The organism is Streptomyces sp. NPDC002884 (assembly GCF_040295245.1).
Classification (GTDB): domain Bacteria; phylum Actinomycetota; class Actinomycetes; order Streptomycetales; family Streptomycetaceae; genus Streptomyces.
The window spans coordinates 81,180-99,492 of the sequence record NZ_JBEOVB010000030.1 but is presented as its reverse complement, the minus strand read 5'-3'; the positions used below and the strand labels follow the sequence as shown (position 1 = coordinate 99,492).

Annotated in this window: 16 protein-coding genes; 11 read left to right on the top strand and 5 right to left on the bottom strand. The window is 68.4% G+C overall.

Going from position 1 to position 18,313, the window contains the following annotated elements:
* Positions 1 to 2: 2 nt before the first annotated feature.
* The 3 genes from ABT070_RS36845 to ABT070_RS36835 all read right to left on the bottom strand — a co-directional run bounded on the left by ABT070_RS36845 (position 3) and on the right by ABT070_RS36835 (position 2,128).
* Positions 3 to 770: a CoA transferase subunit A gene (locus ABT070_RS36845; RefSeq protein WP_351767261.1), complete on the bottom strand. Its 768-nt coding sequence runs from the start codon at positions 768 to 770 to the stop codon at positions 3 to 5.
* A 42-nt stretch (positions 771 to 812) separates the two neighbouring features.
* Positions 813 to 1,325 (bottom strand): DoxX family protein, encoded by a 513-nt coding sequence (locus ABT070_RS36840; RefSeq protein WP_351767260.1) that lies wholly within the window; start codon positions 1,323 to 1,325, stop codon positions 813 to 815.
* Between the two features lie 95 nt (positions 1,326 to 1,420).
* Positions 1,421 to 2,128: a GntR family transcriptional regulator gene (locus ABT070_RS36835; protein WP_351767259.1), complete on the bottom strand. Its 708-nt coding sequence runs from the start codon at positions 2,126 to 2,128 to the stop codon at positions 1,421 to 1,423.
* Between the two features lie 148 nt (positions 2,129 to 2,276).
* Between ABT070_RS36835 and ABT070_RS36830 the strand changes: the two genes are divergently transcribed.
* The 9 genes from ABT070_RS36830 to ABT070_RS36790 all read left to right on the top strand — a co-directional run bounded on the left by ABT070_RS36830 (position 2,277) and on the right by ABT070_RS36790 (position 11,769).
* Positions 2,277 to 3,125, top strand: a complete 849-nt coding sequence (locus ABT070_RS36830; protein ID WP_351767258.1) for a fumarylacetoacetate hydrolase family protein — start codon at positions 2,277 to 2,279, stop codon at positions 3,123 to 3,125.
* A 43-nt stretch (positions 3,126 to 3,168) separates the two neighbouring features.
* The gene (locus tag ABT070_RS36825) at positions 3,169 to 4,092 is read left to right on the top strand and encodes a VOC family protein (protein ID WP_351767257.1); all 924 of its coding nucleotides are present in this window, start codon (positions 3,169 to 3,171) and stop codon (positions 4,090 to 4,092) included.
* Positions 4,093 to 4,257: 165 nt separating this feature from the next.
* Positions 4,258 to 5,454, top strand: coding sequence for a sugar ABC transporter substrate-binding protein (locus tag ABT070_RS36820; protein WP_351767256.1), 1,197 nt, complete (start codon positions 4,258 to 4,260; stop codon positions 5,452 to 5,454).
* Complete coding sequence (locus ABT070_RS36815; protein ID WP_351767255.1) at positions 5,451 to 7,034, top strand: sugar ABC transporter ATP-binding protein; 1,584 nt, start codon at positions 5,451 to 5,453, stop codon at positions 7,032 to 7,034. Before ABT070_RS36820 ends, ABT070_RS36815 begins: the two co-directional genes overlap by 4 nt.
* Positions 7,031 to 8,089, top strand: a complete 1,059-nt coding sequence (locus ABT070_RS36810) for an ABC transporter permease (RefSeq protein WP_351767254.1) — start codon at positions 7,031 to 7,033, stop codon at positions 8,087 to 8,089. The genes ABT070_RS36815 and ABT070_RS36810 overlap by 4 nt, the downstream gene beginning before the upstream one ends.
* Positions 8,090 to 8,127: 38 nt before the next feature.
* The gene (locus tag ABT070_RS36805) at positions 8,128 to 9,567 is read left to right on the top strand and encodes an amidohydrolase family protein (protein WP_351767253.1); all 1,440 of its coding nucleotides are present in this window, start codon (positions 8,128 to 8,130) and stop codon (positions 9,565 to 9,567) included.
* Positions 9,564 to 10,025 (top strand): cupin domain-containing protein, encoded by a 462-nt coding sequence (locus ABT070_RS36800; protein ID WP_351767252.1) that lies wholly within the window; start codon positions 9,564 to 9,566, stop codon positions 10,023 to 10,025. Before ABT070_RS36805 ends, ABT070_RS36800 begins: the two co-directional genes overlap by 4 nt.
* 72 nt (positions 10,026 to 10,097) lie before the next feature.
* Positions 10,098 to 10,496 (top strand): cupin domain-containing protein, encoded by a 399-nt coding sequence (locus tag ABT070_RS36795; protein WP_351767251.1) that lies wholly within the window; start codon positions 10,098 to 10,100, stop codon positions 10,494 to 10,496.
* Between the two features lie 274 nt (positions 10,497 to 10,770).
* Positions 10,771 to 11,769 (top strand): RICIN domain-containing protein, encoded by a 999-nt coding sequence (locus ABT070_RS36790; protein WP_351767250.1) that lies wholly within the window; start codon positions 10,771 to 10,773, stop codon positions 11,767 to 11,769.
* Positions 11,770 to 11,818: 49 nt separating this feature from the next.
* Here ABT070_RS36790 and ABT070_RS36785 read toward each other — a convergent pair whose 3' ends face one another.
* Positions 11,819 to 13,849: an ATP-binding protein gene (locus ABT070_RS36785; protein ID WP_351767249.1), complete on the bottom strand. Its 2,031-nt coding sequence runs from the start codon at positions 13,847 to 13,849 to the stop codon at positions 11,819 to 11,821.
* A gap of 913 nt (positions 13,850 to 14,762) precedes the next feature.
* On the opposite strand from ABT070_RS36785, the gene ABT070_RS36780 reads away from it, so the two are divergent.
* Positions 14,763 to 16,853, top strand: coding sequence for an AAA family ATPase (locus tag ABT070_RS36780; RefSeq protein WP_351767248.1), 2,091 nt, complete (start codon positions 14,763 to 14,765; stop codon positions 16,851 to 16,853).
* Here ABT070_RS36780 and ABT070_RS36775 read toward each other — a convergent pair.
* Positions 16,825 to 17,298 (bottom strand): acyl-CoA thioesterase, encoded by a 474-nt coding sequence (locus ABT070_RS36775; protein ID WP_351767247.1) that lies wholly within the window; start codon positions 17,296 to 17,298, stop codon positions 16,825 to 16,827. The two genes, ABT070_RS36780 and ABT070_RS36775, sit on opposite strands and share 29 nt — an antisense overlap.
* A gap of 257 nt (positions 17,299 to 17,555) precedes the next feature.
* On the opposite strand from ABT070_RS36775, the gene ABT070_RS36770 reads away from it, so the two are divergent.
* The gene (locus tag ABT070_RS36770; RefSeq protein ID WP_351767246.1) at positions 17,556 to 18,302 is read left to right on the top strand and encodes a DUF998 domain-containing protein; all 747 of its coding nucleotides are present in this window, start codon (positions 17,556 to 17,558) and stop codon (positions 18,300 to 18,302) included.
* Positions 18,303 to 18,313 lie beyond the last annotated feature (11 nt).

The following is an 18,313-nucleotide window of genomic DNA, read 5'->3' as shown; positions in this document are numbered from 1 at the left end:
GGTTACCTGCTCTCCTCTGTCACAGTCCGCTTCTCGATGTGCTTGTCCGCCGCGTCGTCCGGGGCGAGTGTGACAATCCGGTCCACATGGATGCCGGGCAGATGGATCACATCGGGGTCCAGCTGTCCAGGCTCGACGAGCTCCTCCACCTCGGCGATCGTCAGCCGGGCGGCACGGGCGCAGAGCGGGTTGAAGTTGCGGGCACTGCGGCGGAAGACGAGGTTGCCGTACCGGTCGCCGCGCCAGGCCCGGACCAGCGCGACATCGACGCTCAGGGCCCGTTCGAGGACGAAATCGTGCTCGTCGAAGACGGCGACGGGCTTGGAGGGCGAGGCGAGGGCGACTCCGCCGGTGCCGTCGTAGCGCCACGGCAGGCCACCCTCGGCGACCTGGGTGCCCACACCGGTGCGTGTGTAGAAGGCCGCGATCCCTGCCCCGCCGGCACGCAGCCGCTCGGCGAGGGTGCCCTGCGGTGTGAGTTCGACCTCCAGCTCGCCCGCGAGGTACTGGCGGGCGAACTCCTTGTTCTCCCCCACGTAGGAGGCGACGATGCGGCGGATCCGGCCGGCCGCGAGGAGGAGGCCGAGCCCCCAGTCGTCGACACCGCAGTTGTTGCTCACGATCTCCAGGTCGCGGGTCTCGGGCCGGTCGACGAGGGCCTTGATCAGGGTCGCGGGTATGCCGACGAGCCCGAAGCCGCCGACCGCGACGCATGAGCCCGCCGGTACGTCGGCCACGGCCTGCGCGGCTGTGGAGCAGCGCTTGTCCATGCTGGTGATTCCTTCGGATCGGGAAGGTCAGAGCGGGAAAGGTCAGATGGGGGAAGGGAGGTCCGCGCGGCGCAGCCGGTGGGCTCGCGCAGCGACCGGCAGGCCGCCGAGGAGGCCAAGGGCGAGCGCGAGCGCGCCCCACGCCGGGCCGGAGAAGCCAGTGAGGCCGAGCGCGGCATCGAGGGACCAGTCGCCGGGTCCGGTGAAGCCAAGGGCCGCCGCGGCGATCCCGTACAACAGGGGCACTTCCGATCCCCCGCGTACGGCCCACAACCCGTTGCTCGCGAGGGCCAGTGCGGCCACGGTCATCGTGCCGACGACGACGGCGCACGCGAGGGATGTGCCCAGCCCGAGGACGAGCAGAGTCGCGCCGACGGCTTCGGACATCCCGGCCACCACTGCCATCGCGACGCCCGGCCGGTGCCCCCACGATGCGAAGAGCGCTCCGGTGCGGGTCGGGCCCGCTCCGCCGAAGGAGCCGGTGAGCTTCTGCAGGGCATGGCCGACCAGCAGGGCGCCGATGAGCAGGCGCAGGAGGAGGAGACCGACGTCCATGTGTGCGTCCTTCCCGGGTCGTGAACGGTCAGGGGCTATTCGGAGCTGTCTTGCGGTGGGCCCCGGGACACAGGGGGCCCACGCACGCGGTGTCATCAGGTCGAGCGTTCCTCAGCCGCCACGAGGGGCTCGTCCGTGGCCACGGAGATGAGCAGTTGGGCCGTGTGCGCGATGTGGTCGCGCAGCAGGTGAGCGGCGAGGTCGGCGTTCCTGCCGACAGTGGCCTCCAGCAGGGCCCGGTGCTCGCCGGGCAGGTCACGGTCCGGCTCCTGGCCGAGGGAGACCGACCACTGCCGGTACAGCTCAGCTTCGTCGCGCAGGGACCGCGCCACGTCGAGCAGCCGTCGGTTGGTGCATCCGTCGATGAGTGCCATGTGGAACGCGGCGTGAGCGACTTCCCACTCGTAGGTGGGGTGGTCGGGGTCGTCGTCGCTGAGGAAGGGGGCCCGCTCCAGCACGTGATGGGCGGCGATCGCGCGCGATTCCCAGTGGACGTCACCCTCGAGGACCGACATGCGCAGCACCAAGGACTCGATCTCGACCCGGGCCCGGGTGAGGTCCGCCAGGTCCTCGTGGGACAGCGGAGTCACCATGTAGCCCTGGTGTGCCTGACTCTTGACCAGACCCTCGGCCGCCAAGCGGGTCAATGCTTCTCGGGCCGCTCCGACGCTGACGCCGTAGTTCTCACACAGCTCGGGGAACTTCAGACGTGCTCCGGGCACTAACCGACCGCCCAGGATGTCGCCGCGCAGCCTGCGGTGCATTTCCTCGGTGCGTGTCTTGGACGCTTTCTCCTTGGCCATGCATCGCACTTTACACAGAGAAACGAATACCTCCACAACTTTCGAAAGTTCGTTGACCTTTCGAGTTCACCGGCGTAGACATGGTCCACCGACAGCGAAGCCGGTGCGGTCACCCTCTGTGGGCGGCCCCGTCACAAGGAGCAGTAGCGTGCGATTCGCCACCCTCTCCGGTCGGCTCCACCAGGTGGTTTCCCCTGGCCGAGTTCTGGACCTGAACACCGCGAGCGATGGGGTTCTGCCCGCGGATCCCCACCAGGCCTACGAGCGATGGGACGAGGTGGTGGCCTTCGCGGCTGACACCCGCCCCGAAGACGCACACGAGGCACCCGAGGAGACGTACGGCAACCCCGTCCCCCGGCCACGGCAGATCTTCGCGATCGGCCTGAACTACGCCGACCACGCGGCCGAGTCGGACTTCGCGGTGCCCGACAGCCCGCCGGTGTTCACCAAGTTCGTCACGTCCCTGACCGGTCCCTACGGCGAGATCGTCGTACCGGAGGGCCATGTGGACTGGGAGGTGGAGCTGGTCGTCGTGATCGGCCGGCGTGCCCACCGGGTGACTGCCGAGGACGCCTGGTCGTACGTGGCCGGTGTCTCGGTCGGCCAGGACATCTCCGAGCGGGTGCTGCAGGGCGCCGGACCGGCACCTCAGTTCAGCCTGGGCAAGTCGCACCCGGGATTCGGCCCGATCGGCCCCGTGCTGGTGACCCCGGACGAACTCCCCGACCCCGACAACCTGGAACTGGGTTGCCTGATCAATGGCGAGCAGGTACAGAAGGGCCATACCCGCGACATGGTGTTCCCGGTGTCGGAGTTGATCGCCCGGCTGTCCGCGGTCACACCACTGCTGCCCGGTGACGTCCTCTTCACCGGCACCCCGTCCGGTGTCGGCATCGGCCGCACCCCTCCACGCTGGCTCCAGGCCGGCGACGAACTCGTGAGCTATGTCCGCGGCGTCGGCGAGATGCGCCACCGTCTGGTCGCCCCTGCGGTCTGACCGCCCGAACCCCCGCAGCCGTACGGCGGAAAGGACGGCGACGATGCCGCTCCACCGACTGACCGCAATCACCGTCGGAGTGCCGAACGTCGACGAGACGATCGCCTATTACACCGACTTCGGGCTCCGGCCGCACCCCGACGGCTGGCTGTCCAGCGTGGACGGCGGCCGACAGCTACGAGTGATCCACGCACCTGTACGGCGACTGGTCGAGCTCGGGATCGGCGCCACGCACCTCGACGACATCGCTGCCGCGGGCCACCGCCTCCGGCAGGCCGGGGCACCCGTGGAGCAGAACGGCACGGCGCTGACGACCGTCGAGCCCGTCACCGGCACCCGGATCACGGTCCGGGTCGCCGAGCCGATTCTGCAGCCGCCGAGCCCGGCCACCCCGCACAACGGGCCCGGCCGCACCGAACGGGGCACCACCCGCGCCCCGGGCATCCTGCGCGAACATGGCGTACGACCGCGCAAGCTCGGCCATGTCGTGCTCGGCTCTACCGACTTCGAGGCCACGATCCGGTTCTTCACCGACCTGATCGGGTTCAAGGTCAGCGACCGGATCAAGGGGCACGGGGCGTTCCTGCGCTGCTCGACCGACCATCATAACGTCTTGGTCCTCAACGCCCCCGTCGCTTTCCTGCACCACAGCTCCTGGCAGGTCGACGACGTCGACGAGGTCGGCCGCGGCGCCACCGCCATGCTTGAGAACCATCCCGAGCGGCACGTCTGGGGCCTGGGCCGCCATCACGCCGGATCGAACTTCTTCTGGTACCTCAAGGATCCGGCCGGCAACTTCTCCGAGTACTACTCCGACATGGACTGCGTCCTCGACGACCAGATCTGGTCGCCACAGACGCTGGAGGGCGCGCGCGGACTGTTCAGCTGGGGTCCGCCCCCGCCGCCGTCCTTCCTCGCACCCGAGGACCTCGCTGAGATCATGACCGGCGCCCACCAGCCCGGCTGACAGCTCGTACCCGCCACCTCGGCCTCCCCTGTACGCCTTTCCCTGCCGGCAGGCCCATGGCCTTGTCCCCCACATCAGCCCGTGTCCCGTTCACGTGCGGCTTCGCCGTGCGCTCCACCGGCATGGACAGCCCTCGGAATCAAAGACGATCCGTAGGAGATCCGGATGACCCCGATACCCTTCAGCGCGAGACCCCGGCTGGCGTGGCTCACCGGCCCGCTCGCCCTGCTCTGCGCTCTCCTGCTCGGTGCGTGCAGCACGACGACCGAGCAGACACAGGCCGCCGACACAGGCACCCTGACCTCCGACCAGCAGAAGGTCCTCGACGACGGCTTCGCCGGCGTCTTCCAGGACCCACCCTCCGACGGCCCCGCCGCAGTGCGCGGCAAGACTGTCTGGTTCATCTCCTGCGGAGAGAACTTTGACGCCTGCCACACCATGTCGTCGTCCTTCACCGACGCTGCCAAGCAGCTGGGCTGGCGTGTGCAGGTGGTGGACACCAAATACCAGGCATCGGCCGCCAACACCGCCATCGGGCAGGCGATCGCCGCTCGAGCGGACGGCATCGTCACGGCTGCCTTCGACTGCCCGCAGATCAAGAGCGGCTTGCTCGCCGCGAAGTCCGCGGGCATCCCCGTGGTCAATTACGCAGCACTCGACTGCAACGACCGGAGCCTGGGCGGCGGCAAAGCGCTGTTCACCGCCACGCTGAACACGATGGGCTCGACAAAAACCAGCGACTACTACGCGGCCCGCGGCCGCTACAACGCTCGCTTCCTCGCCGCGAGACTCGCCGAACGCGGGACACGGAATCCGAAAGTGCTGGTGGTCAAGAACGTCGACCAGGCCATCCACGCCGTCGGCTGGAAAGCCTTCGAAAAGGAAATGGCGGCAGCCTGTCCGAAGTGCCGGCTCGTCCCCGTCGTCTGGAACATCACCGGATTCCCCAACCCGGCCGCCCAGATCCTCAAGACAGCGATGACCGCGCACCCCGACGCCACCGCGGTCGCCTACGACTCCGACTCGTTCATGTCCGGCGCCTTCGCCTCAGCCGTCCGGCAGTCCGGGCGCACCGACCTGGTCGTGTGCTGCGGCGACGGCCAAGCGTCTGGCACCCAGCTCATCCGTGAGGGCGTCGTCACCGCCACCAGCCTGATCCCCTACGAGTACGACATCTGGGCCACCGCGGACACTCTCAACCGCATCTTCTTCGGGGCCGACCCCGCGAAACAGCCCAACCAGGGCGGTGGCTTCGTCTACGTCGACGCCCGGCACGGTCTGCCTGCAAAGGGCGCCGCCATCGCCACCCCGGTCGACTTCAAGGCCGCCCGCGAAAGGGTCTGGAGCGGGGGCACCACATGACCGGCACAGCACTCGCCGTCAGTCACCTTTCCAAGACCTTCGGCGCCACCCTCGCCCTCGACGACGTGAGCTTCGAGGTCGGCGCAGGCCACATCCACGGGCTGCTCGGCGGCAACGGCTCAGGCAAGTCCACCCTGATCAAAATCCTCGCCGGGGTGTACACCGGGGACCCTGGGGGCGAACTGCGCATCGGCACACGAAGCGTCCCCTCGGACGCCACGTCGCCCCACTCGGCCCGCCTCTACGGGCTGAGGTTCGTGCACCAGAGCACCAGCACCTTTCCGGAGCTCACGCTGGCGGAGAACATCGCCATCGGCGACCGGTTTCCGACGAGCGTGGGCCGGGTCCACTGGGGCCGACTGCGGCGGCGTACATCGGAGTTGCTGGAGCGCTTCGAGATCGACGCCCGCCCCGGCGACCTGCTCGGCGACCTGCGCCCCGCCGACCAGACGATGGTCGCGATCGCCCGCGCCTTGCAGGACGTCGGGCAAGACGACCATGAGAACAAGGGACTTGACGGCCAGTCCAGCGACGGACACAACCTTGGCGGCGGTATGCCGGTCCTCGTGCTCGACGAACCGACCGCGTCGCTGCCCGAGCATGAGGTGTCCGTCCTGCTCGAGGCGTTGCGCCGGTACTCCCGCGCAGGCCAGACAATCCTCTATGTGAGTCACCGCATCGACGAGGTCCTCGACATCACCGACGCGATGACCGTCCTACGGGACGGCCACCATGTCGTCACCCGCTCGACCAGGGCGATGACCGAGGCACAGATGATCGAGCACATCGTCGGACGTCCCGTGGAGCGCGTCTTCGCCGAGAACGCGGCGGACCCCATTGCAACGGGTGACCCCGTCCTCGAAGTCGAGGGACTGACCGGCGGACCGCTGGCCGGAGTCGACCTGACCGTCCGCGCCGGAGAGGTCGTCGGGATCGCCGGGCTCCTCGGCACCGGCCGGACCGAGCTGCTGCGCATGATCTTCGGGGACCATCCCGTCGACTCGGGCAGCATCCGGCTCGCCGGGGACACCGAACGTCCCCGCACTCCCGGCCAGGCCATGGAGCTGGGCATCGCTCATGTGCCGGAGGACCGCGAGCGCGAAGCCGCGTTCCTCGATCTGTCAGTCCGGGAAAACCTCTCAGCCGCGGAAGTCGCCAAATACTGGTCCAAGGGCCGGCTCGACCGTCGTCACGAGCGCCGCGACGCCGACCGCGCGATCACCGACTTCGGGATCCGTGCCTCCGGGCAGGACGCGCTGATGTCCTCGCTGTCGGGCGGCAACCAGCAGAAGGTGGTGCTCGCGCGCTGGCTGCGGCGCAACCCGCGGCTGCTGCTGCTCGACGAACCCACCCAGGGCGTCGATGTCGGGGCCCGCGCCGACGTCTACGCCGCCATTCGCGCCGCCGTGTCCGACGGTATGGCCGCGCTGGTTGTCAGCTCCGACTTCGACGAACTCGCCCACGCCTGCGACCGCGTACTGGTCCTGCGCGACGGCCGGATCACCGCCGAGGTGAGCGGGGCGGACCTCCACCGCCACCACCTCACCGAGCTGGTCTTCACCAAGGAGAGCACACCATGACCACCTCGTCGGCCGCGCCCCGCAGCGGTGCGTCTCCCGCCGTGCCCCAGCCACCGGCCGGCTCCGCGCCGCGCCGCCGCTCGGCTCCCGCACCGGGCCTGGTACTAGAGCGGTTCGGGCTGCTGGCACTGTTCGTCGTACTGATCGCCGTCTTCACCGCGCTGCGTCCGGAAACCTTCGCCACCGGCGCGAACTTCCGCAGCATCGCGATATCGCAGTCGGTGCTCGCCGTAGCCGCGCTGGCGCTGATGCTGCCGCTGGTCGGCGGCCGGTTCGACGTCTCCGTCGGCGCGACCCTGGGGCTCTGTTCCATCGTCTGCGCCGCCCTCATGAGCCGCGCCGGTCTCTCCCTGCCGGTGGCTGTAATCGGTACTCTCCTGGTCGGAGGACTGATCGGCGCCCTCAACGGCGCGGTCGTCGCCTACCTCGGCGTGAACTCGATCATCGCCACCCTCGGCGTCGGCACCATCATCGGCGGCGCCATCACCGCGTACACCCAGGGCGTACCGATCAGCTCAGGGCTCTCGCCTGCCCTCGCCACGATTAGCACCCGGCTGGTCGCCCAACTACCCGTGCTGTTCGTCATCATGCTGGTCCTGGCGGTCGTCACCTGGTTCCTGCTGACCCAGACACCCTTCGGCCGGCACCTCACCGCGGTCGGTTCCAACGCCGCAGCGTCGCGGCTCACCGGACTGCGGGTCAACCGACTGGTGCTGCTCAGCTTCGTGGGATCCGGAGTTCTCGCCGGCGTCGCCGGTGTGCTCCAGGTGGGCGCGCAGGGCAACGGCGATCCGACCATCGGCGGACTCCCGTTCATCCTGCCCGCGCTGGCCGCGGTGTTCCTGGGCGCCACGACCTGGCACCCGGGCACCTACAACGTCCCCGGCACGATTCTCGGGCTGTTCTTCCTCGGCACCGCCATCAGCGGACTGTCACTGCTCGGCGTGCAGCCCTGGGTCACCGATGTCTTCAACGGAGGGGCCGTCGTCCTCGCGATCGTCTTCTCCGCCCAGCTCAAGCGCCGCCGCACCGGTTTCCTCGATATCGGCAGCTGAGCCGCCCCACCCTTCCGGAGAGCCAAAGGAGTCCTCTCATGAAACTGCTGGTCAAGGGCGCTGACGTGATCACCATGGATCCCGCCGCCGGAGAATTGCGCAACAGTGACATCCTCGTCGAGGGCGGAAAGATCGTCGCCGTCGGCCCCGGCCTGGCCGACACTGGTATCGACGCCGAAGTGATCGACGCCCACGGCATGATCGCCATGCCGGGAATGGTCGACACCCACCGCCACCTCTGGCAGACCCCGCTGCGCGGTGTCGGCGTCGACTGGGTCGTCCCCGACTACATCCGCGCCATCCGGCTGCAGTTCGCCGAGCTCTACCGCCCGCAGGACATGTACGCGGGCAACTATCTCGGCGCTCTGGACGCGTTGAACTGCGGCGTGACCACGGTCGTCGACTACTGCCACAACATCGTCACCGCCGACCACGCCCATGCAGCCGTCTCCGGACTCCGCGACTCCGGCGTGCGCGCCCTCTACGGACACGCGCTCACCCCGGTCACCTCCAACGGCTGGGACGAGTCACCGCCCGACGGCATGCCCGTCGGCGAACTCGGCCACTACGCGGAACGGCTCGCCCTCGCCACACAGATCCGCGACAAGTACTTCTCCAGCAAAGATCAGCTGCTCACCTTCGGAATCTGTCCCCAGGAGCTGCCGATCGCCCCGATGGAGGAGATCGCCCGCGAGGTCGTCGACGCCCGCGAACTCGGCGCCCGGATCGTCGTACACGCCAACCAGCACTGCGTCCGCCAGATGTACGCCGACATCGCCCACTTCGGCAAGGCTGACATCCTCGGCCCCGACATGCTCTTCGTGCATTGCAGCTTCATGAGCCAGTACGAATGGCAGTTGCTGCACGACGCCGGGGCCTCGGTGTCCATCTGCCCGGAGACCGAGATGCAGATGGGCATGGGCTTCCCGTCGATCGCCGAGGCCACCCGGTTCACCCATGGCCCCAGCATCGGTAACGACTGCGTCATCGGCACCGGCGGCGACCTCATCGGCATGGCCCGGCTCACGCTGCAGGTCACCCGGTGGAAGACCGACGAGCCGGGCTACCAGCAGTGGACCGCCCCGCAGACCAGGACCTGGACCGCCCGGGACGCAATGACCTGGCTGACCGTCAACGGCGCCCACGCCGCCGGCCTCGGCGATCGGGTCGGCTCGCTGACCCCCGGCAAGCAGGCCGACATCGTCCTCCTCGACATGCGCGGGATCAGCCAGGCCGGCTGGTACCGCAACGACCCGATCGGCGCCGTCATCGGACACACCAACTCCGGAAACGTGGACACCGTCCTCGTCGCCGGGAAGGTCGTCAAACGCGGAGGAAAGCTCGTGCACGTCGATGTCGACGCCGCCCTGCGGACCATGCGGGACAGCCACGAATACCTCTACGAGCAAGCCGAGTCCCACGGCGGTGTCATCCCCCAGCCGCCGGTCGAGATCCCGATGTACAAGGACCGCTCATGAACACACCCCGGCAGGACCAGCAGGTCACCATCGGCGGCATCCCGACGTTGTTCCGCGCGCTCGGCTCCGACAGCGGCGGCGCGCTCAGCATCGTCGAACAGTCCATCGCCCCCGGCACACTGTTCTGGCCGCACGTCCACACCGACCACGACCAGGTCAACATCGTCCTCGACGGCGAACTCGGCGTCCGCATCGGCGACAGGGAATGGAACGCCGCAGCCGGGGAGACGATCGTCAAGCCCCGAATGATCCCCCACACCGTCTGGAACGCCGGTACGACGACAATCCGGATCCTCGAGATCAGTACCCCGGCCACCTTCGAGGACTACTTCCTCGCCCTCTCCGCCCTGGGCCCGGACGACAACGACGCCCGGGCCGCCCTCCAGCAGCGCTACGGCGTGACCGGCGTCCCGGGGTGGGCCGAGGAACTGTGGGAGCGCCACGGCGTACGCCTCTGACAGGACACCACACCCCTGCCACAACCCCTCCGATACATCCGACAGCGTGCCACCCACCAGTAGGGAACACACATGGACGTCCGGTCCGTCGACATGGAGGCCGTGCCCGAGCATCTCGGCACCGCCAGCAGCAAGTACCTCATCCCCAAAGAGGCATTGCAGAAGGCCACCGCGGGCACCTACCTCGCCCTGGTCTCGGTCTTCGAAGTCGCGGGCGGTACCACCATGGCCGCCCACCACCACCCCACGCACGAATTCTGGTTCGTCGTCCAGGGCGAGGCCGTCATGCAGGTCGCGGACGAGGCCCGCGTCATCAAGGTCGGCGACCTGATCTACACCGAGCCCGGCACACCGCACCAGATCCGCGTCTCGTCATCCGAGACGTTCCGTGCTCTGGCCTTCGCCCTTGGCTATCCCGGACAGGGATCCCAGCACATCGACGTCGAGCTTGACACCGTCGAACCCGCCTGACCGACCGGCCCCACAACGGGGCCACCTCGCCCCCCGTCCAGACACGAGTGTCGCGACGGGGGGCGCTTCTGCGACATGCGGCGGAGCCGGACCACCGGTCCAGAGATGGGCACCGAATGAACAGGGACTGCTCTTTCACGGGCCCGCACGGCGCACCAGGATGGAAACAGGGGGCGGCGGCGCGATATGCCCTTCCTGCGGCCTGGCCTTCCGAGCCCCCCCCCCCCCGAGTTGCCGCACCACCCGGAACCGCGCATTCGGCTGAGCGCCATGCATGTACGAGGAGCACAAGAGGATGCCAGAGCTGCCCAAACGGGACGTAGCGCAACGCGTCAAGTCACAGCCGGAGAGGCATTCTGGAGACAGCGACGCGGCAAAACTGACCGCTGCCCGCGCGGCGCTCGCCCGCGCCGCCGCAGCACATCGTTCCAGCGCCGAGGTAGTCGACGGAACGACCCATCCTCGACCCCGCTCACGCCCCGGCCGCCTCGAAGAGCCCACGACCGCCCCTCCGGCGACGAACGACGCCCAGAGACGAGGGCCGAGGCGGGCCGGTGGGTGGATCATCGCCTCGGCCGCAGTCCTGATCGTCGCGGCGGTGGCTACCACCATTGCTGTCTCGGGCCGCAGTGGCGCTGAGCAAACCGGGCGTCCACCCTACGACTTGGCCGATGAGCTTCGCCGGTCGAGTGTCACCGACGGGGAGAGCTTCGGTGCAGGCCACTCAGCCGGCGCCTCTGGGGACGCTGCCCTGCTGCCTTCCGACACCGCGTCCGCCTCGGTCTCCGGCCCTGCGTCCAAGACTGAGACACATCCCGACGACGCCAAGAACTCACCTCGGGCGGGCACAGCGGCTGGCGAAGGCGGAGCACGGGATGAAGGCGGCGACAGCGAAGACGGCGACGCCGCAACCCAACCGGAGACGGCTCTTGTCGTCGAGTCCGGAGGCACATGCCTGACCGGATCCGAAGCAGGCTCCGAACTCTCGGTCGCGGCCTGTGGCAGCGCATCGGCCCAGTCCTGGAGTATCAGTTCGGACAGGAATCTGAACCAGGGCGGACTCTGCGCCTCCATCACCGGCACCAAGGACCGGGCTCCCGTGATACTCAGACCGTGTGACCAGTCGGCTGAGCAGGAGTTCGGTCTGGTCGGGAGCTCACTGGTGTCCGCGGCGAGCGGAAAGTGTCTGGACGTCTTCGGAGGCGCGAGCGGCACACAGGTGGTGCTCTGGGAATGTAACGGCCGCGACAACCAGCGGTGGAGCACCTCATGACGGCTGTCCATCCGGGAGGCCCTGAGCGTGTTACGGAGGAGAGGTCGGCTCACGCGCCGGATCCTGCGATCTCCAGTTCCCAGAGCCGGTCGGTGACCAGTTCGAGGCCCCGGGTGTGATACCTGCGATAGGTGCTGAAGGACATATGCAGGAGTTCCGCCGCACGTTCTTGTGACTGCACGGCGTCGAAGTAGGTCTTGGTGAGGACCTGGTGGTATCTCCGCTCCTGCGGATCGTTGGTCATCAGGTCGACTGCTTCCATGATGACCGAGCGCAGCCCCTCGACGGGGGCGGGTCCCCTGTGGTCCACCAGTCTGCTCCGGATCAGCGGGCTCTGATTCAGGTCATGCGTTCGGTGCCACAACCGAAGCAGGTTGCGCACCTCCGCGTCGAATTCGGGTCGCGAGAGAACGATCAGTTCCGATTCGGCCGGGGGGCGACGTACGTCCCGGCCGAACAGTTCCTCCTCCGCGGTGCTGTCTAGCCACGTGGACACCGGCACGCTGCGCCAATCGTGGCCGAAAAGGCTCCAAGTGCGGTCGCCGAGCGTTGCTTTCTCCGGAACGAGTTGGTGCTCGGAGAATGACATGAGCGGTTCCCAAAAAGCGGTGTCCTCCAGGACGATGAACGACCACGCGCGTCGCTTGGCATGGAGGAACCCTGCGAGCACCCGGTGCATCATCAGGTCCATCACCGGTGAGGGACGCTGGTATTGCTCGGGGTACACGATGAACCGGGCCAGAACGATGTGCTCGCCTTCACGCACCGGCTTGGTGCGCAGGGCGTACCGCCAGGCCTCCGCCACGACGGGATCGGCTTCCACGTCCTCGCTCAGTGGTTCCTCGAGCGTCAGCCAGGCCAGGAACGCGACCGCCTCACCGGTGGCGGGGTCCCGGTGCACGTAGAAGGCTTCCGGTTGTCTGCGCAGCCAGTACTCGACAGCGGTCGCGGCTTCGGGGCCCTCGGCCTTGTGTGCCAGGCGGAGCACCGTCGGCGCGTCGGCCTCGGTGCACCTGTCCTCGTAGGCCTCCGCCTGATCGTCGAAGACGAAGAAGCGGCGAGTGATCCCTCCGGCCCTGTGCAGGTACTTGAGCGCGTCCATGGCGGGAAGCACGGCGTCGCCGGTGGCGGTCGCGGCCTGCCGCAGGAGATGGGAGCGAAGACGGTGATGCATGGCCACGAACTCAGCGGGGTCACGCCATCTCAGGTCGTGGTCGAGAGCGTCGCGGACAACGTCGTGAGGGTACAGGCCCGCGTTGCCCGCCGCGACGAAGGGAAGTCTCTTCAGCCAGTCGAAGAGGGGCCCCGCATCCTCGATGGGCAGAGCAGCCCGCAGCAGGTCCTGGGTCGTCGTCCTGGTGTGGGCGCACACCTCCAGCGCCTGCCGGTGAAGTGGTGAAGGAACGTCGTCGACAACCCTGGCCAGCAGCGCGCTGATGACATCGTGCGGCGGATTCTCCCGTACCCCGGCCGTGAAAGCACTGCCGGACCTGTCCGAAGCCAGGGCGAGGGCCAGAGGGTGACCTCGCGCGAAAGCCATGACCGCCGCCCGTTCCTGTACCGGAACGGTTCGCGCGATCAGCATGGATTCCGCTTCCTCGGGAGTCAGATTGCGCAGCCCGAGGCTCTGCAGTGCCTGCTGCCAGCCGGGATCCGTGCGCCAGCGGGAGCCGAGAGGCTGTCGGCCGGCCAACACCACGACGGCCGTGTCGGCCAGGCGGGGCAGGAAGGTCTCACGCAGCCAGTCCTCCAAGCCCTGACAACGTTCGAACGTGTCGACCAGCAACACCGAACCGCACGCTGTCGTGACACACGACGCTTCCTGGCTGAAGGTTGCGGGTGTGAGACGCAAGGTGCGCGCGTCGAGGTGCACGACCGTGCGCCCAAGTTTTTCGGCTTCGTCGGCGAAGCGTTGCAACAGCGTCGACTTGCCGACGCCGCCGGGACCGTGGACGTGCAGCACCACCGGTGCGCCCGGTTCGGCGTCGAGCGCCCGTCGGTAGAGCGAGAGCTCGGCGGCCCGTCCGACGAAAGCACCTTCACGTGCGGCACGCAGCCGTGCGCTCAAGCCGCCTGCCAAGGGCTCCGTTCCTACCGTCGTTCCATCCCTGGACGGGGCGGCGTTCAAGACTCACTCCTCCTGCGTCGGTCTGCGCTATGTGGCATCCACATACATGGGCGTGCGACATGCGTAGCGTTCCTGTTCCATGCACAGCCCCACGGATCCTGGGACGCAAAACACGATATGCAGGGTTCATCCGTCAGCTGTGCAGGGTCCCCGATTGCCACAACGGTCAGGAGAGCGCCGTACCACGAGCACTTCGGCGAGACCGCAGGACGATCGAGGTAGGCGGGCCAGCAGGGGCGACGGCGATCAGTCAGGCCGAGGCCTCCCGCGGCAACGCGTCAAGACAGACGATGCCGGGTCCCAACGCCACAGCGCACGCAACAGGAACGGCCGCGAGGACTGTCAGGCCTCGGCGAGGGGCGGATCGCAAAAGCGGCGTCAGGAAATGGCGGTCGTCGCGACCTCGAGGCCGGACACCCCGATCAGGGGACGCCGACACACACCGCCCCCCGGACCGGAGACCGGGGGGCGGTATGTGTCGGGGGGCAGGTCGACGGCGAACCGTCGGGGCGCGGTCAGCGGCAGGTCGACCGGTACCCGGTAGCCCAGGTGCAGCGGACCTTGAGGCCAGCCCGTGGAGGACATTCCCCCGATCCGATAGATGCCGCAGCCGCCACCCGCCCGGAGCACGGGAGTGCCGAGTCGGGGCAGGTCGGACCAGGCGGTTGGACACCGGGTCGTACTCCACGACGGATTTGACCGCGCAGTTGTCGACAACTCTGCCTGTCGGGGCTGTGACGGTCGGGCAGTGAAGACGGTGCCCGCTACGAGCTCGAGCAGTTCACGGACGACGATCGCAGGGCGATCAGGCTGCCGACTGCCCCAGGTGGCCTGAGCAAGCGCCTCCATCGTTTAAGTTTGCTTCATGTCTCAACTTCCGCACGGTCGGCTGGCAGAGCGTCTCCGATCGGCGCGCGGCGCGTCGTTCGTCGGCCGTTCCGAGGAACTGGCTCAGTTCACGGCGGCGCTGAGCGGCGCCCCCGGTGCCTTCGGTGTCCTGTACCTGCACGGGCCCGGGGGCGTGGGTAAGTCGGCACTGCTCGCCCGGTTTGCCGATGAGGCGCGCGCGCAGGGCCGCCGGGTGATCACGGTCGACGGCCGTGACCTCACCGCGCGGGAGGAAGACTTCGAGGCAGAGGCCGGTCCGGTGGGAGCCGACGAGCGGGTGGTTCTGCTCGTCGACACCTTCGAGCGGTGCCAGGGCCTGGAACGCTGGTTGCGGGAGAGCTACCTGCCCGCTCTGCCCGGCGACACGGTCGCGGTCGTCGCCGGGCGGCGGCCGCCCTCTCTCCCCTGGCACACCGACCCCGGCTGGGACGGTCTGCTGCACGTCGTACGGCTCCAAGACCTGCCCTCCGAGGATGCCGGGACCCTGCTCACCTCACGCGGGATTCCCGCGGACGAGCAGGCCCCCCTGATCGCGTTCGCGGGCGGTCACCCGTTGGCCCTGCGGCTCGCGGCCGACGTGTCGCTGCACGGCGAACGCATGCACACCCATTCCGCCGCCAGTTCGAACGTCATCAAGACACTGCTCGGTCAACTCGTGGGCGCGCTACCGGACATCGCGCACCGCCGGGCCCTGGAGGTGTGCGCCCACGCGCTCGCCACGACCGAGGAACTGCTGAGGGAAGCGCTGCCCGACGCCCCGGCGGCCGAACTGTTCTCCTGGTTGCGGGAGTTGCCCTTCGTCGAGACCGGCCGGCACGGCCTGTTCCCGCACGACGTCGTCAGAGAGGTCCTCGACACGGACCTGCGCTGGCGGGACCCACAAACGTACGAGACCATGCACCGCGGACTGCACGCCCACCTCCTGACCCGCGCGAAAGCGGCAGAGGGCACGGCAGTGCTGCCCGCCATGGCGGCCCTCACCTATCTCCACCGTACCAACGGCTTCCTGTCTCAATACGTGACCTGGCAGGCCGACGGCAATGTTCACGAGGACACCTTCGTACCTGAGGACGCCGACGAGGTGCTCTCGCTGGTGAGGGACGCGGAGGGACCCGATGCGGAAGACCTGACCGCTTTCTGGATCGGCAGGCGGCCCCAGGCACTGCGTGTCTGCCGCAGGACGGACTCCCGCCGGATCGTGGCTGTATGGGCCTGTCTGACGATGGACCGGCCGGACCCGGCGGAACTCGCGGCCGACCCCGTCGTGTCGGCTGCCTGGGAACACAGCCGCGGCAGCACTCCGATGAGGGACGGGGAACATCTGGAGATCGTCCGGTTCCTGCTGGAGCCGAAGGAGTGCGAGCGGCCCTCGCCGGTAATGGATCTCTTCCTGCACCGTGCGGTGTACGAGTTCGTGCTGGCCGACCGTCTGGCGTGGTCCTACATCGCGATGGCGGAGAACTCCTTCTGGCACCCCTTGATGGCCTACATGGACCAGCATCTGCTGACCGATCCGGTTCGCACCGGGGAGCGGATCCAGTCCCTTTACGCCCACGACTGGCGGGTCATCCCGCCGCGGATCTGGCTCGACTTCAGCGTCACGCTGGAACTGGGCGGTCTAGAAGCGGGCAGGACGGCGCACCGGACCGGCGGCTGTGTGGTCCTCACCCGCCAGGAGTTTGACGAGGCCGTGCGGGCGGCGCTCACCGCGTGGCACCGCCCGGATGAGCTGCTCGCCAACCCCTTGGTGCGCAGCAGGTTGGTGGTCGAGCATCCCGGAACCGACGCGGTCGACGCCCTGCGCGACGCCGTCGCCATGTCGATCGAGACCCTGCACGGCACCGCCCGTGACGAGCAGCTGCACAAGGTCGTCACCACCACCTATTTCAAGCGCGTACCCAACCAGGAGGCGGTCGCCGAGCGGCTGCACATCTCGTTCAGCACCTACCGCAGGCACCTCGCCGCCGCCCTGGAACGGATCTGCGGTCTGCTGTGGCAGCTGGAGATCCATGGAACTCCCCCCCGTCGGGCAGCCGCGGTCAGGCTCCTGACCCGGACGCCGGCATGAGAGGAAGGGCCGCGGCCCGCGCGTCCTCGCCGAACGGCAAGGGACGCAGCGTAACGGGGTCCAGATTGACCTGGACGCGCTGACCGGTGGCGTGCACCACGGTCCGGTCCGCCGACAACACGCGGAAGCCGTACGTGTAGCTAGTCCGCCCCATGCGGTCGATCCAGAAGTGCACCTGGACCTCACCGACCTCCGTGATCGGCATGTCGTACGTAATCTCCATCTTGCGCACGACCTGCAGAACATCGGTGATATGCGACTTCGCCCGGTCGAACGACACTCCGCGCTCCATCCAGTAGGTGGTGATCCCTCGTTCGAAGAGTGCCGCGTACTGGCCGTGGTGGACCATTCCGAAGGAGTCGAGGTCACCGAAGTGCACCGGGACCGACTGGTGGTGGCCGTCGGTGGGCGCGATACCGGGCTCGGCGGTGTCGTTGTTGCTCATGTTCTCTCCTGATGAACCCAATGAAGTAGACCGGACACGGCTGCGGCGTCCCGGTACGGGAGTTGCGTGCCGCCGTGTTTGCGGCCCTTCGGCGCAAGCACGCGCGGATCCGCCTCCCTGCCTCTCATGTTCGGTCCGCCGGATGCTCATCCACAGGTCAAAGCCTGCTCACTTCACCTGCATACTGCGTTCGCGGTACGACCACGTGTCCGCGCCGGGACGACGACCCGGCGCAGATCGACGGGCAGTCTCGACGCATGGAAAAGGCACCGACCGTCGTCCCACCCGCCCCCGGGACTCTCCCCCGCAGGTCGACCGACCGTCTCACCTCACCCGCACGTGTGCTGGCTGTGAGCGGTACGGCGGCTGCCGTCTTCACTGTGCTGACGATCGTCGCGCTCGATGTGCGGCTCGCGATCGTGTCGCCCGGAATGCTCCGTCACACGATCAGTGAGTACGGGTTGGGGCCGCAGCGGTGGCTCTTCGGTGCGGCGGTGCTATCGCTCGCGTTCGGTTCGCTGGCCGTCGTCGCCGCGCTCGTGTCGAGCCGGATCGCACGGTGGCGATCCGGCGCGGCGATCGCCGCCGTGTTGTGGTCGGCCGGGCTCACAGTGGTCGCGCTGGTGCCCAAGGAGGACCGGGCACTCGTGGAGGACACGCTCGGCGGCGAGATACACCGAGTGGCCAGCCTCATCGCCTTCGTCAGTCTGCCGATCGCGGCACAGCTCCTCGCCCGTCCGTGGAGGCGGTCCGCCACCTGGGGCTCCTACGCCGGCCGGATCCGTCGGCTCGGTCTGCTGTCCGCTCTCGCCTTCGCCCCGATCCTCTATGCGGTGGGCCAGATGGTCCGCACGGGAACGCCGTGGTGGGAGATCCTCCCGATCGGAATCGTGGAGCGCCTGCTGGTCGGCGCCGAGGCCGTCACCGTTCTCGTCGTCGGCGTCTGGGCTGTCCGTGCCTCCGGATCGCCGACCGCCCAGGAAGTTCTGCGCGGGAGAGGCTGAGCCAACCCCCA

Bases quoted from the DNA above. Each gene is read 5' to 3' on its own strand.
- ABT070_RS36845 (WP_351767261.1), bottom strand. From the start codon at position 770: ATGGACAAGCGCTGCTCCACAGCCGCGCAGGCCGTGGCCGACGTACCG.
- ABT070_RS36840 (WP_351767260.1), bottom strand. From the start codon at position 1,325: ATGGACGTCGGTCTCCTCCTCCTGCGCCTGCTCATCGGCGCCCTGCTG.
- ABT070_RS36835 (WP_351767259.1), bottom strand. From the start codon at position 2,128: ATGGCCAAGGAGAAAGCGTCCAAGACACGCACCGAGGAAATGCACCGC.
- ABT070_RS36825 (WP_351767257.1), top strand. From the start codon at position 3,169: ATGCCGCTCCACCGACTGACCGCAATCACCGTCGGAGTGCCGAACGTC.
- ABT070_RS36820 (WP_351767256.1), top strand. From the start codon at position 4,258: ATGACCCCGATACCCTTCAGCGCGAGACCCCGGCTGGCGTGGCTCACC.
- ABT070_RS36815 (WP_351767255.1), top strand. From the start codon at position 5,451: ATGACCGGCACAGCACTCGCCGTCAGTCACCTTTCCAAGACCTTCGGC.
- ABT070_RS36810 (WP_351767254.1), top strand. From the start codon at position 7,031: ATGACCACCTCGTCGGCCGCGCCCCGCAGCGGTGCGTCTCCCGCCGTG.
- ABT070_RS36805 (WP_351767253.1), top strand. From the start codon at position 8,128: ATGAAACTGCTGGTCAAGGGCGCTGACGTGATCACCATGGATCCCGCC.
- ABT070_RS36800 (WP_351767252.1), top strand. From the start codon at position 9,564: ATGAACACACCCCGGCAGGACCAGCAGGTCACCATCGGCGGCATCCCG.
- ABT070_RS36795 (WP_351767251.1), top strand. From the start codon at position 10,098: ATGGACGTCCGGTCCGTCGACATGGAGGCCGTGCCCGAGCATCTCGGC.
- ABT070_RS36790 (WP_351767250.1), top strand. From the start codon at position 10,771: ATGTACGAGGAGCACAAGAGGATGCCAGAGCTGCCCAAACGGGACGTA.
- ABT070_RS36780 (WP_351767248.1), top strand. From the start codon at position 14,763: ATGTCTCAACTTCCGCACGGTCGGCTGGCAGAGCGTCTCCGATCGGCG.
- ABT070_RS36775 (WP_351767247.1), bottom strand. From the start codon at position 17,298: ATGAGCAACAACGACACCGCCGAGCCCGGTATCGCGCCCACCGACGGC.
- ABT070_RS36770 (WP_351767246.1), top strand. From the start codon at position 17,556: ATGGAAAAGGCACCGACCGTCGTCCCACCCGCCCCCGGGACTCTCCCC.